Raw genomic sequence first — 13,447 nt, 5'->3', positions numbered from 1 at the left:
ACATGCACCGCGCCCCGGCCGTGATCGTCCTCGCCCTCCTCCTGGCTGGGTGCGCCGATGTGGAGGGGCTGAAGGACGAGGGCGACCTCGGAACGGTGCACGCGCCGCTGAGCCTGTGGAAGGACATCCGCCCCGCCCCGCCGGCGCCGGACCAGGAACCGGGCACGGCCGCCGTGGTGCCCGGACTCCCCAAGGTGGCGGGCCTGAGCATGCGCGGGGTGAACGCGCTGGGCGTCGTACGCGCCGACCTCACCTCCGCCGCCGCGCAGGACGGCGGCACCGGCCGGCTCGTCGACCCCCGGGCCGTCCGGCGACTCGCGCGCTGCACACAGGCTGTGGACGGCGGGCCCGACTGCCCGGTGCGCCCCGCGGTGCTGCACGACCTGACGGGCAACGGCCGGGAGGAGCTGATCACCGCGGTGGACGTCGACGGCCGGCTCAGCGAGCTGCGCGTCTACACGGTCCGGGACGACGGGAGGATCGCCCGGATCCTGTCCCGGCGGGCGGTGCTGGAGGGCGTGGAGGTGGCCGCCGAACACCTCGCGGTCCGCGAACCGACGTCGAACCCCAGGTACGTCGCCGTCTCCGACTACGCGTGGGACCCGAAGGCCGGGATCATGAACCTCTCCCAGCTCACGCTCGACGACTGCCCCTCCCTCACCGGCGTCCCGCTCAGCCCGGACAGGCAGCGATGCACGCGCTGAGCAGCCTCCGCTGGAAGATCGCCCTGACCACCACGATGGTGTGCTGCATGGTCGCCGCCGTGCTGGGGATCCTGGTGCACAACGTGGTCGCCGAGCAGATCGTCGGCGCGGTCCGCAAGGACGCGGACACGGCCCTGGAGCACGCCCTCAGCCACTACGAGTACGGCACCACGCACGGCGACGTGAACATCGTCCTCGACCCGCCCCAGCTCCCCGCGCCACTGCGGGAACTCGTCGCCCGCGGCGACACCGGCAGCATGGTCGGCGCGTACGACGGCAAACCCGTCATGTGGGCCGCCGCCCCCGCCGACCAACAGGCACTCGCCGTCTGGATTCCGTTCCAGGGCACCCGCAGCCGACTGCGGGACATCGACACCGCGATCCTCGCCTCCGCCGCACTCGCCGCCGGTGTGGTGGCGCTGGCCGGCCTCTTCCTCGCCGACCGGATCAGCCGGCGGCTCGCGACCACCGCCGCCGTGGCCCGCCGGATCAGCGCCGGGGACCTGGACGCCCGGGTGGGCTTTCCCTCCCGCGCGGACGACCGACGGCAGGGCCGCCGCTCCCGGGACCGGGACGAGGTACGGGACGTGGCGCAGGCGCTGGACTCGATGGCCGGCTCGCTCCAGGACCGGCTGGAGGCGGAGAAGCGCTTCACAGCGGACGTCGCGCACGAGCTGCGGACCCCGCTCACCGGCTCGCTGGCCGCGGCGGCGCTGCTGCCGGAGGGCCGCCCCAAGGAGATGATCAACGACCGGCTGAAGGCCCTGCACCTGCTGACCGAGGACCTGCTGGAGATCTCCCGGCTGGACTCGGGCGTGGAACGGGCCGATCTGGCCCGCGTGGAACTCGGCCGGGCCGTGGAGCGGGCCGTCGCCGGGGTCGCGCCCACCGCCTCCGTGCGGGTCGTCCGGGACGCCGTCGTGCTCACCGACCGGCGGCGACTGGACCGGATCATGGCCAACCTGCTGGCCAACGCCCACAAGCACGGGCGGCCGCCGGTCGAGGTGACCGTGGAGGGCCCGGTGGTGACAGTTCACGACCACGGGCCCGGCTACCCGCCCGAGCTGATCGAGCAGGGCCCCCAGCGCTTCCGGACCGGAGACCCGGGCCGCGGCCGCGGCCACGGCCTGGGGCTCACGATCGTGGCCGGACAGGCGGCGGTCCTGGAGATCACGCTGAGCTTCGCCAACGCGCCCGACGGGGGCGCGCTGACGACACTCGCGCTCCCGGTCGGGCGGCTGACGGACGGCAGTTGACCGGGCCGGGCGGATGTTTCACGTGAAACACCGCTCACGTGGAACATCGGCCCAACCACCGGATCAGACGCCGATGTTCTTGCCGTCCTTGCGCCAGACCGAGACGACCGCCGGGCGGACGATCTTGCCCGGACCGTCGGGCCACACCGACTGCGGCTTCTCGACGGACGCCCCGTCGATCTCACCGGGGTGCTGTACGGACACCAGGACGCGCTTGTCCTGGATGAGCGGACCGCAGGTCTCGGCGCCGCGCGGGACGGTCAGGAACTGCTTCAGCTCACCGCGGCGGTCACCGGCCGTGGCGACGCCGAACAGGCCGTCGTGGGAGCCGAGCTGGTTGCCGTCCGTGGAGATCCACAGGTTGCCGTGCGGGTCGAAGGCCACGTTGTCCGGGCAGGAGATCGGGCTGACCTTGTCCTTCGGGAAGCCCGCGAAGTACGTCGCCGGGTCGTTGGGGTCACCCGCGACCAGGAAGAGCCGCCACGCGAAGCCGTCGCCGGCCGGGTCGTCGAAGTTCTCGGCGAGCTCCAGGATCTGGCCGTGCTTGTTCAGGTTGCGCGGGTTGGGCTCGGTCGCGCCTTCCTTGCCCGGCTTGCCGCGGTCGGTGTTGTTGGTCAGCGCGATGTAGACGCGGCCGGTGCGCGGGGAGGGCTCGACGTCCTCGGGGCGGTCCATCTTGGTGGCGCCCACCTTGTCGGCGGCCTGGCGCGTGAAGACGTACACCTCCTCGGCGGTCATGCCCTCGACGTGCGAGACGTTGCCGGTGGCCAGCTTGATCCAGACGCCGGAGCCGTCGAACTCGCCGTCGGAGGGGAGCTTGCCGGTGCCGTCGAACCCGGCGGCCGGGGAGTCGCCGGTGAGCTTGGCGACGTAGAGGGTGCCCTCGTCGAGCAGCGTGAGGTTGTGCTCCTTCGCCGCGCGCGAGTTGCCCTTCTTCATCTGCTTCGACGAGACGAACTTGTAGAAGTAGTCGAAGCGCTCGTCGTCGCCCATGTAGACGACCGGGCGGCCGTCCTCGGTCAGGCGGGGCTGCGCGGCCTCGTGTTTGAAGCGGCCCAGCGCGGTGCGCTTGCGCGGGACGGAGTTCGGGTCGTACGGGTCCAGCTCGACGACCCAGCCGAAGCGGTGCGGCTCGTTGGGCTCCTGCGCCACGTCGAAGCGCTTGTCGAAGAGCTCCCACTTGCGCTCGGTGGCGCCGGCGGTCACGCCGTAGCGCTTCAGACGGGCGGCGGCGGTCGGGTCGGTGACCTGGCCGGCGTTGCCGAAGTACTGGTTGAAGTTCTCCTCGCCGTGGAGGGTGGTGCCCCACGGGGTGGTGCCGCCGGCGCAGTTGTTGAGGGTGCCGAGCACCTTGGTGCCGGTGGCGTCGACGGAGGTCTTCAGCAGGGCGCTGCCCGCGGCCGGACCGGTCAGCTTGAACTCGCTGGTGGCCGTCAGGCGGCGGTTGAGCTGGTGGCGGGTGACCGCGGTCAGCTTGCCGCTGCGGTGGTCCTCCTGGACGACGACCACGGAGAGGCCGTGCGCGGCCCAGGCGATCTCGACCTGCTCGCGGGTCGGCTTGGCCGGGTCGTAGCCCTTGAACATGAGGTTCTCGTCCGTGTACTCGTGGTTGGCCACGAGCAGCTGCTGGCGCTCGTAGTCGCCGCCGAGCGGGAGGAGGCTCAGGAAGTCGTTGTTGTAGCCGAACTGACCGGCCTGCGCGGCGGCGGTCTGCTTGTCGGGGTTGAAGCCCGGAGCGCCCTTGAGGATCGGCTCGCCCCAGCGGATGACCACGTTCTGCTCGTGGCCCTCGGGGACGGTGACCTTGTCGTCGGTGTTGGGCGCGACGGGCGTGAAGCGCAGGCCGCGGGCGGCCTCGCCGCCCTTGCCGGCGCCGGCGGCCGCGGCCTCACCGGACGGGGTGGCGTTGGCGGTCTGCCCCGGGCCGCCGAGGACCACGGCGGAGCCGGCGGCGGTGGCGACCGTCACGACGGCGGCGGAACGCAGCATCGAGCGGCGGGAGTACGCACGGGCTATGACATCGCCCGCGTACTCGTTGTCGCTTGTGTTCGGCACCTCGTGGAAGCAGGCGTCGCCACAGCGGTAGCGACAGGTGAGAGCGGACCGGCCGCTCCCATGCGGGTTGCCGATGAGCGGCAGAAGCTTGCGCACGAGTGTCCTCCGAGTAGCTGCGTGGGCGCCGACAACGTGTCGGAACAATCCAGCCGTGACGCTAGGCCCGGGTTGCGCCGAAGCGGCGGCGCGGGGATGAACGGTCGGTGAACCCGGCACGTCGGAGCGGCAGTTCGAGCCCGGTGTGGGCGTGGGTGGAAGCCGGACGCCACGAAAGGCGACCCTGCCGAAGATCCAGCCGGGCGGCCGATAACCTTACGTGTCCACTCTGGGCAGGGATCAACCGCGCAGCACGGACAAATGACGCACGCACTCATGCGAAAGGCCTGGCCCATGGGTATTCGGAGCTTGTTGCGCAAGGTGTTCGGACGGACTGAAGAACCCGTTCCGGAGACTACGGACGCCCCCTCGGCCGCTGTCCCCAACCAGGCGGAACGTACCCCCCTGGACGTGGCCGCCGAACTGGTGGCGGCGTCCTTCGACAACCCCACTGTTCCTCCTCAGTCCGCTCCGCGGGACCGCGAGCCCGGGACCGTCCTCACGGCTCCCGCCCCGGCCGCGGACCCCACGGTCCCGGAAGCCCGCCGCGCGCCCTCGCCCGCGGCGACGCCCGGCCCGGAATCCACCCCGCCCGCGGCGGAACAGCCCGAGGCCACCGCCCCGGAGCCCCCGGCCGCCGCGCAGCCCGAGCCGACCCCCGCCGCGGTCGAGCCGGCTGCCGCCGAAGCCGAAGCCGAGCCCGAAGCCGAGGCCAAGGTCGAAGCCGAGCCCGAAGCCGAGGCCAAGGTCGAAGCCGAGGCCGAAGCCGAGGCCAAGGTCGAAGCCGAAGCCAAGGTCGAGGCCGAGGCCACCGCGCCGGAGGCGGACACCACCGCCGCCGAGCCGGAAGCGGAGGCCGCACCGGCGTCCGAGCCGGAGCCGCAGATCGCCGAAGCCGCCCCCGAGGCGGACACCACCGCCGCGGCCGAGCCGGCTGCCGCCGAAGCCGAGGCCACAGTGCCGCAGGCGGAGGAGCAGCCCGAGGCCGACACCGCGCCGCAGGCGGCAGAGGCCGACGTGGCCGCGCCGCAGGCGCAGGCCGAGGCCGAGGCCGAGGCCGAGGCCGAGGCCGAGGTCGAGGTCGCCGCGGAGCCCGAAGCCGCGCCGCAGGTGCAGGCGCAGGACGAGCCGGCGGCAGCCGAGGCCACCGCGCCGGAGGCGGACACCGCTCCCGAGGCGGAGCCGGTGGCCGCCGAGGCCGACGTACCCGCGCCGGAGGCGACCGAGGTCGAGGGGGACGCGCCGGACGCCACCCGGACGTCCGCGCACGCGCCCGCCGCCGTACGGCGCCGGGCGCCCGGGATCGCCGGCCCCTACAAGGCCGCCGGCCAGGTGCTCCGCAGCAAGGGGAAGGCCGGGGCGCGGGCCAAGGTGTACCTCGTCCTGGACCGGTCCGGGTCGATGCGCGGCTTCTACAAGGACGGCAGCGCGCAGCACCTCGCCGACCACGCGCTCGCCCTCGCCGCGCACCTCGACGACGAGGCGACCGTGCACACCGTGTTCTTCTCCACGGAAGTGGACGGCACCGCCGACCTGGCCCTCGACTCCCACGACGCGGGCTGGGTCGAGGCCCGCCACGCCGAGCTCGGCCGGATGGGCCGCACCAGCTACCACGTGGCCGTCGAGGCCGTCGTCGAGCGCTACCTGAAGGACGGCGGCGAGGGCCCGGCCCTGGTCGTCTTCCAGACCGACGGCGCCCCCGACAACCGCCAGCCCGCCCGTCAGGCGATCGCGGACGCCGCCGCCACCGCGCCCGGCATCCACTGGCAGTTCGTCGCGTTCGGCGAGCACGACAACAAGGCCTTCGACTTCCTGCGCAAGCTGGACGCCGAGAACGCCGGCTTCTTCCACGCCGGCCCGGCCCCGGCGGAGCTGACCTCCGCCGCCCTGCTCAAGGGCGTCCTCGACCGGTTCTAGGACCGGCCGTACGCGGGCACGACCGTAGGCAAAAGGCGGCGCCCCCTCCCGCGAGGAGAGGGGGCGCCGCCTTCGGCGTATCAGCGGGTTCAGCCCCGCGGGGACCCGGCGTCCGGGGCGACCGCGTCCGAGACCGGCCGCTCCGCCGCCTTCGTCTCGACCGGCTTGCGCAGCGCGATGTTCAGCTCGCGCAGACGGGCCTCCTCCAGGACGGTGGGCGCGCCCATCATCAGGTCCTGCGCGTTGCCGTTCAGCGGGAAGGCGATCGTCTCGCGGATGTTCGGCTCGTCGGCCAGCAGCATCACGATGCGGTCCACGCCCGGGGCGATGCCACCGTGCGGCGGGGCGCCGAGGCGGAACGCGCGGAGCATGCCGGCGAACTCGCGCTCGACGGTCTCCGCCTCGTAGCCGGCGATCTCGAAGGCCTTCAGCATGACCTCGGGCTCGTGGTTGCGGATGGCGCCGGAGGACAGCTCGATGCCGTTGCAGACGATGTCGTACTGCCACGCCAGGATGTCGAGCGGGTCCTTCTCCTCCAGGTCCTTCATGCCGCCCTGGGGCATGGAGAACGGGTTGTGCGAGAAGTCGATCTTGCCGGTCTCCTCGTCCTTCTCGTACATCGGGAAGTCGACGATCCAGGCGAAGCGGAAGACGTTCTCCTCGAACTGGCCCGCGCGCTTGGCCGCCTCGACGCGAACGCCGGACATGATCTTGGAGACCTCGTCGAACTCGCCCGCGCCGAAGAACACCGCGTGGCCGGGGGCGAGGCCCAGGCGCTCGGTGAGGACCTTGACGTTCTCCTCGGTGAGGAACTTGGCGATCGGGCCGGTCAGGGCGCCGTCCTCGCCGACGCGGACCCAGGCGAGGCCCTTGGCGCCCAGCGAGATGGCGTACTCGCCGAGGCCGTCGAAGAACTTGCGCGGCTGCGCGGCGGTGTCCGGGACGGCCAGCGCGCGCACGTGCTTGCCGGCGAACGCCTTGAACTCCGAGCCCTCGAAGACGTCGGTGATGTCGACGAGCTCCAGCTTGGCGCGCAGGTCGGGCTTGTCGTTGCCGTACTTCAGCATCGACTCGCGGAAGGGGATCCGCGGGAACGGCGAGGTGACCTCGCGGCCGTTGCCGAACTCGGTGAAGAGCTCGGTCATCAGGCGCTCGATCGGCTGGAAGACGTCCTCCTGCTCGACGAAGGACATCTCCACGTCGAGCTGGTAGAACTCGCCCGGCGAGCGGTCGGCGCGGGCGTCCTCGTCGCGGAAGCAGGGCGCGATCTGGAAGTAGCGGTCGAAGCCGGAGATCATCAGCAGCTGCTTGAACTGCTGCGGGGCCTGCGGCAGGGCGTAGAACTTGCCCGGGTTCAGGCGGGACGGCACGACGAAGTCACGGGCGCCCTCGGGGGAGGTCGCGGTGAGGATCGGCGTCGCCATCTCGTTGAAGCCGAGGGCCACCATCTTGGAGCGGATGGAGGCGATGACCGCCGAGCGCAGCATGATGTTGCGGTGCATGCGCTCGCGGCGCAGGTCGAGGAAGCGGTACTCCAGGCGCCGCTCCTCGTTCACACCGTCGTCGGTGTTGATCGTGAACGGCAGCGGGGCGGCCGCGCCGAGCACCTCGACCTCGGCGACCTCGATCTCGATCTCGCCGGTCGGCAGCTCGGGGTTGACGTTGTCCGCGCCGCGGGAGACGACCTTGCCGTCGATGCGGACGACGGTCTCCTTGGTAACGCTGCTGAGCGCCTCGTTCGCTGCGGTGCCGGGCCGGGCGACGAGCTGCGTGATGCCGTAGTGGTCCCGCAGATCGATGAAGAGGATGCCGCCCAGGTCTCGACGGTTGTGCAGCCAGCCGCTCAGCCGGACGTCGGCGGCGACGTCAGAAGCGCGGAGCTCGCCGCAGGTGTGGGACCTGTACCGATGCATCAGTCATCCAGTTCTACGCGATACCAGGGTGGATTCAACCGTCCCAAGGTTACCGTCCGGGAGGGTGACGGGTCGGGCACTCCCTCCAGCCTGCGCAAATGCGTCCGGCGGTCCCTCCTGACAGGCACGTGACGGATATGACCTGTAAAGATGGCCGGGTGCGCACCGAGGACGTCCTGGCCGCCATCGCGACGGGCCTGTGGCGGTGGGACAACGCCTCCGGGACGGTCACCCTCGACGGTGAGGCCGCCCGGCTCCTCGGGCTGCCCGCCGAGCCCGTGGTGCTGCCGGAGGTCTCCGTACGGTCCCGTTTCCACCCGGTGGACTGGAACGAGATCAACGGGATCGTGAACCTGGCGGTCGCCGAGGGGACGCTCGCCGAGGCCCGGCTGCGGATCATGGACGTGGACGGGCGGGTCCTGCGGACCGTGCGCAGCCGCTCCAAACCGCTGGAGAGCCGCTCCGCCGACGGGCGCGTGGACTACGAGCTGATCGGCACCATCCAGGAGATCGCCGAGCCGCAGCCGGGCACCACGGCCGCCCACACCCCCATCACGGGCGACTGGCGGCGCTCCCGCGAGGCCTTCCTGCTGGACGCGGGGCGCGCGCTGGCGGAGGCCCGGTCCACGGCCGAGGTGCTGCGGGTCGCGGCCTCGCTGTCCATGCCGGGGTTCAGCCCGGACGGGCTGGCCGTCTTCGGCGTGGCCGGGGACCGGCTGTCGATCATCGGGCACCACGGGCACGACGCGGGGGACGAGGAACCCTTCACGGACATGCTGCTGGAGACGGACTACCCGGCCGCGGAGGTCGTCCGTACCGGCCGGGCGATCTACCTGGCCACACCGGAGGACTACAAACGGCGGTTCCCGGCCACCTGGCCGCTCGTCCAGCGCTTCGACCGGGTGTCCTGGGCGTTCCTGCCGCTGACCGTGGCCGGGCGGACCATGGGGGCCTGGATGGCCGCCTTCAAGCACCCGGCGTCGTTCTCGCCCGACGAGCGGTCCGTCCTGACGACCGTGGCCCGGATGCTGGCCCAGGCCCTCCAGCGCGCCGGAGTGGCCGAATCCGAGCGGGAACTCACCACCGGACTGCAGCGGTCGATGATGCCGCAGCTCGGCCCCGAGATCCCCGGCATGCAGATCGCCGCGCGGTACGTCCCGACCGGCGGCGGGCTCCAGGTGGGCGGCGACTGGTACGACATGATCCCGCTGCCCTCGGGCCGGTTCGCGCTGGTCATCGGCGACGTGCAGGGCCACGACGTGCGGGCGGCCGGGCTGATGGGCCAGCTGCGGATCGCCGTCCGGGCGTACGCGTCCGAGGGCCACCGGCCGGACGCGGTGCTCTCCCGCGCCTCCCGTTTCCTCGCCGGGCTGTGCGCCTCGCCGGAGTCCGATCCGTACGAGGCCGCGGGCGGCGGCGGCATGGGCGGCGGATCGGCCGCGGAGGTGGACGCGGACTTCCAGAGCCCGCGGTTCGCGACCTGCCTGTACGTGGAGTGCGACCCGAAGACCGGGCTGCTGGAGGTGGCCCGCGCCGGGCACCCCGACCCCGTGATCCGGATGACGGACGGCACCGTGCTGATGCGCCCGACCGCGGGCGGGCTCCCGCTCGGGATCGTCCCCGACACCGACTACCCGACCACCCGGTTCACCCTGGAACCCGGCGAGACGATGATGCTGTGCACCGACGGGCTCATCGAGACCGGCGGCCACGACCTGGACACGGGCTGGGCGCGGCTGCGCGCCGTCCTGGAGTCCGACACCCACGGTCCCGCCGGCGCGCACGAGCCGGAGGGCCCGGCCGCGGGACGCTTCGAGCCCCCGCACCTCGAACGGCTGGCCGACCTGCTGGTCCAGGCCGTGCACGGGCCGTCCTCGCACCACACCACGGGCCCGCTGGCCGACCGCCGCGAGGACGACATAGCCGTGGTGCTGCTGTGCCGCGAGGGCGAGGGCGACGGCTGTGCCTGCGGCACCCCGCCGGCGCACCCGGCCCGCCCGGCGCGCCGCACGGTGCTGACGGTGGCCCAGGACGAACCCGAACGGATCGCGGGCGCCCGCCGCCAGATCCGCGAGCTGCTGCACGACTGGGCCGACGCCGACCAGGTGGACTCGGCGGTGCTGATGGTCTCCGAGATCGTGACGAACGTACTGCTGCACACGGACGGCGACGCGCTGCTGGTGGCGGAGGCGGTGGGGGAACTGGGCGCCCGCCGGCTGCGCGTGGAGGTCGCGGACGGGAGCGACGAGCTCCCGCACAAGCGGCACCCGGGCGAGATGTCGTCCAGCGGCCGCGGGGTGCTGCTGATGGAGATGCTCGCCGACACGTGGGGCGTGGATCCGCAGGGCGAGGGCAAGTCGATCTGGTTCGAGCTGCACGAGCAGTCGAAGACGGGCCCCGACCAGACGTCGTGAGCCCCCGGGCGGGGGCACGACCGGCGTCGACCTCGCCGTCGTTCCCCCGGGACGCCGGGGGAACGACGCGGGCGTGACCGGCGCCCCCTCGGCGTCGGGGGCCGTCGGGCCTCCGGGTCAGTCCTGGTCCGCCTCGCCCGTGCCGCGGTGACCGAGCCCGGTGCGCGCGGTGGTGGGGATGCGGCCCAGCCGGCCGGCCTGGAAGTCGTCGAAGGCCTGCTGGAGTTCGTGCTGGCTGTTCATGACGAACGGACCGTAGTGCGCCATCGGCTCCCGGATCGGACGGCCGCCGAGGAGCACGATCTCCAGGTCCGGGGCGTTGGAGTCCTGGGACTCGTCCGCCCGCACCGTGAGCGAGCCGCCTTCGCCGAAGACGGCCGTCTGCCCGGTGCGGACCGGCCGGCGGTCCTCGCCGACGGACCCGCGACCGGCCATGACGTACGCGAGGGCGTTGAAGTCCTCGCGCCACGGCAGGGTGATCTGCGCGCCCGGCGAGACGGTCGCGTGGATCATCGTGATCGGGGTGTGGGTGATGCCCGGGCCCTGGTGGCCGTCGAGCTCACCGGCGATCACGCGCAGCAGGGAGCCGCCGTCGGGGGTGGTCAGCAGCTGGACCTGGCCGCCGCCGATGTCCTGGTAGCGCGGGGGCATCATCTTGTCGGAGGCCGGGAGGTTCACCCACAGCTGGAGGCCGTGGAAGAGCCCGCCGGACACGACGAGGGACTCCGGCGGGGCCTCGATGTGCAGGAGGCCCGATCCGGCGGTCATCCACTGGGTGTCGCCGCCGTTGATGACTCCGCCGCCGCCGTTGCTGTCCTGGTGGACGAAGGTTCCGTCGATCAGGTACGTGACGGTCTCGAAGCCGCGGTGCGGGTGCCAGGGGGTGCCCTTGGGCTCTCCCGGCGCGTACTCCACCTCGCCCATCTGGTCCATCATGATGAACGGGTCGAGGTACTGGTAGTTGATCCCCGCGAAGGCGCGGCGCACCGGGAATCCCTCACCCTCGAACCCACCGGGGGCGGAGACGACGGCCACCACCTTGCGCGGGACGGCGGCCTGCGGCTCGGCCACTCGCGGAAGGGTCAACGGGTTCTCAACAGTCACTGCGGGCATGGTCAGGACCTCCTTCTGCTTCGAGTTTAGTTGAAACTCGAACTTTCTGCCACACCCCTGGGAACAGAGGACACCGCGCGCCCATTCCCGGGGCGGCTCGAACCCCCCGCGTGAGCGTCTTCCCGGCCGGGTCGTACGGATCCACACGACGGAGCGGGCCGGGGGAGACTCCCCCGGCCCGCTCCGCGGCGCGCTGCGGCCCTTACGGCGTCACGATGACCGAGTGGGCGCCGCTTCGGCCGGTGGTGCCGCCAGGACCCCCGTGCCCGGCGGCATCACCCCGGTGGCGGCCGGCGCCGCGGGGTCGGTGCGTGACGACGTGCGTGACATCGCAGCCTCCCCTGTGGGCGGGAACGGCTTCCCCGCTGCACCGATGGTCGGCAGCCGCCGGTCCGGGCGCGATGCTTTCGGGCTCGGCCGAAACGTTCAGCCGCCGCTGCGCAGCAGGTCCACGCCCAGGCCCGTCGCCGCGTGCAGGACCGCCTTGCCGTCCCGGCGCGTGGTGATCAGTCCGGCCGCGCGCAGGGTCCGGGTGTGCTCGGAGACCGAGGGCAGGCTGATGTCGAGGTCCCGGGCCAGCTCGCTCGTCGTGCGCTGCCGGACCAGCAGCGCGAGCACGGCCGCCCTGGTCCGACCCAGCAGCGCGTCCAGCGCCCCGTCCGCCGCGCCGCCCGGCGCGACCAGCGGGAGCGGGGTCAGCGCCGGATACATCAGCAGCCGCGCGCCGTCCGGCCCGCCGGGACCCTCGGCGAGCAGCGGCCGCCCCGTCCAGAACGGCGAGGGCATCAGGATCAGGCCGCGCCCTCCCAGCCGGGTCTCGTAATCCGGCGGCCGCCCCACCTCGAAGACCGCGCCCGACCACTGGGCCGCGGGGTGGGTGCTCGCGAGGCACGCCTTGATGCCGTGCGCGGCCAGCAGCCGGGCGCGCCAGGCCACGTCCGCCTGGAAGGACTGCCGGATGCCCGGCCAGTGCGGGGCGATGACCAGGTCGTACACGGAGCGCAGCGCGCCTTCGAGCTGCGCCCACGCCTCGCGGTCCAGGTCCCACAGCGCGCGCAGCCAGGAGGCGGATCCGGGGGCCCGCGCGGCGGCACGGGCCAGCTCCTGGCCGGTGAGCGCGCCGGCGGCGTCCCGTACGGCGGCCAGCCCCTCCTCCAGCGTGTGCGAGAAGGGCTCGACGAACTGCGGGTTGTCGCCGTCGGGCCGCAGCAGGTCCAGCAGCGGCCGCACCCGGCCCGGCAACTCCCGCGTGACGCGGTCGCGCCAGCGGCCGAAAACCGCCTGCTCGTCCCGGCGCTGCCAGGCGACGACCGCCATGCCGAGCTCCACGAGCGGGAGCGGCTCGCGCGCGAAGGTGACGTTGAGCAGGTCCTCGGTCGTGAAGTGCACCCTCAGCACCGCGCCCCCCGCCGGCGTTCAGCCGTACATGCGGCGCATCGCGAAGTCGACCATCTGCTCGACCGCCTTCGCGTCGAAGACCATCCGGTGGTCGCCCTCCATGTCGAGGACGAAGCCGTAGCCGGTGGGCAGCAGGTCGATCACCTCGGCGCCGGTGATCACGAAGTACTTGGACTCCTTGCCGGCGTACCGACGCAGCTCCTTGAGCGTGGTGAACATCGGGATGACCGGCTGCTGCGTGTTGTGCAGCGCGAGGAATCCCGGGGTGTCCCCGCGCGGGCAGTAGACCTTCGAGGAGGCGAAGATCTGCTGGAAGTCCTCGGCGGACAGCGACCCGGTCGTGAAGGCCCGCACCGCGTCCGCGAGGGAGGGCGGCGAGGGCTCGGGGTACAGCGGTGCCTGCTGCCCGTAGCCTTGCGGCGGCTGCTGCGGGGCGTACTGCTGCTGGGCGCCCGGGTTCTGGTCATAGCCGTACATGGCCGCCAGCCTACCGAGGCCGGGGGCGGCGGGGCCGCCGAGTTCCGGTCAGCGGGACCCGAGAGCGTCGTCACAGTCCCGGCGGTAGGGGTTGCGTCTTATTA

At 72.7% G+C, this 13,447-nt stretch carries 9 protein-coding genes; 4 read left to right on the top strand and 5 right to left on the bottom strand.

Annotated features, from left to right (window positions below):
- The first annotated feature begins 2 nt into the window (after positions 1–2).
- Positions 3–704: a hypothetical protein gene (locus tag ACFYP3_RS03680; protein WP_388826175.1), complete on the top strand. Its 702-nt coding sequence runs from the start codon at positions 3–5 to the stop codon at positions 702–704.
- Positions 692–1,960 carry a sensor histidine kinase gene (locus tag ACFYP3_RS03675; RefSeq protein WP_388826172.1) on the top strand — a complete coding sequence of 423 codons (1,269 nt, stop codon included), beginning with the start codon at positions 692–694 and terminating at the stop codon, positions 1,958–1,960. Before ACFYP3_RS03680 ends, ACFYP3_RS03675 begins: the two co-directional genes overlap by 13 nt.
- 63 nt (positions 1,961–2,023) lie before the next feature.
- Here the strand turns inward: ACFYP3_RS03675 and ACFYP3_RS03670 are convergent, their stop codons facing one another.
- Positions 2,024–4,111 carry a PhoX family protein gene (locus ACFYP3_RS03670; protein ID WP_388826169.1) on the bottom strand — a complete coding sequence of 696 codons (2,088 nt, stop codon included), beginning with the start codon at positions 4,109–4,111 and terminating at the stop codon, positions 2,024–2,026.
- Between the two features lie 411 nt (positions 4,112–4,522).
- Between ACFYP3_RS03670 and ACFYP3_RS03665 the strand changes: the two genes are divergently transcribed.
- Complete coding sequence (locus ACFYP3_RS03665) at positions 4,523–6,028, top strand: VWA domain-containing protein (RefSeq protein WP_388826166.1); 1,506 nt, start codon at positions 4,523–4,525, stop codon at positions 6,026–6,028.
- An 89-nt stretch (positions 6,029–6,117) separates the two neighbouring features.
- On the opposite strand, the gene aspS is transcribed toward ACFYP3_RS03665, so the two are convergent.
- The gene (gene aspS, locus ACFYP3_RS03660; RefSeq protein WP_388826163.1) at positions 6,118–7,941 is read right to left on the bottom strand and encodes an aspartate--tRNA ligase; all 1,824 of its coding nucleotides are present in this window, start codon (positions 7,939–7,941) and stop codon (positions 6,118–6,120) included.
- Positions 7,942–8,099: 158 nt separating this feature from the next.
- On the opposite strand from aspS, the gene ACFYP3_RS03655 reads away from it, so the two are divergent.
- Positions 8,100–10,355, top strand: a complete 2,256-nt coding sequence (locus ACFYP3_RS03655; RefSeq protein ID WP_388826160.1) for a SpoIIE family protein phosphatase — start codon at positions 8,100–8,102, stop codon at positions 10,353–10,355.
- 117 nt (positions 10,356–10,472) lie between these two features.
- Here ACFYP3_RS03655 and ACFYP3_RS03650 read toward each other — a convergent pair whose 3' ends face one another.
- The 3 genes from ACFYP3_RS03650 to ACFYP3_RS03640 all read right to left on the bottom strand — a co-directional run bounded on the left by ACFYP3_RS03650 (position 10,473) and on the right by ACFYP3_RS03640 (position 13,343).
- Positions 10,473–11,468 carry a pirin family protein gene (locus tag ACFYP3_RS03650; protein ID WP_388826157.1) on the bottom strand — a complete coding sequence of 332 codons (996 nt, stop codon included), beginning with the start codon at positions 11,466–11,468 and terminating at the stop codon, positions 10,473–10,475.
- Between the two features lie 426 nt (positions 11,469–11,894).
- Entirely contained in the window at positions 11,895–12,857 is a 963-nt protein-coding gene (locus tag ACFYP3_RS03645) for an ArsR/SmtB family transcription factor (protein WP_388826154.1), read from the bottom strand.
- A gap of 27 nt (positions 12,858–12,884) precedes the next feature.
- A complete protein-coding gene (locus ACFYP3_RS03640; RefSeq protein WP_388826151.1) occupies positions 12,885–13,343 on the bottom strand; it encodes an SseB family protein in 459 nt (152 codons plus the stop codon).
- Positions 13,344–13,447: the final 104 nt, after the last annotated feature.

The organism is Streptomyces sp. NPDC005533 (assembly GCF_042871845.1).
Taxonomy (GTDB): domain Bacteria; phylum Actinomycetota; class Actinomycetes; order Streptomycetales; family Streptomycetaceae; genus Streptomyces.
Note: the sequence above shows the minus strand (reverse complement) of the source record. Positions and strands in the feature narration are given on the sequence as shown.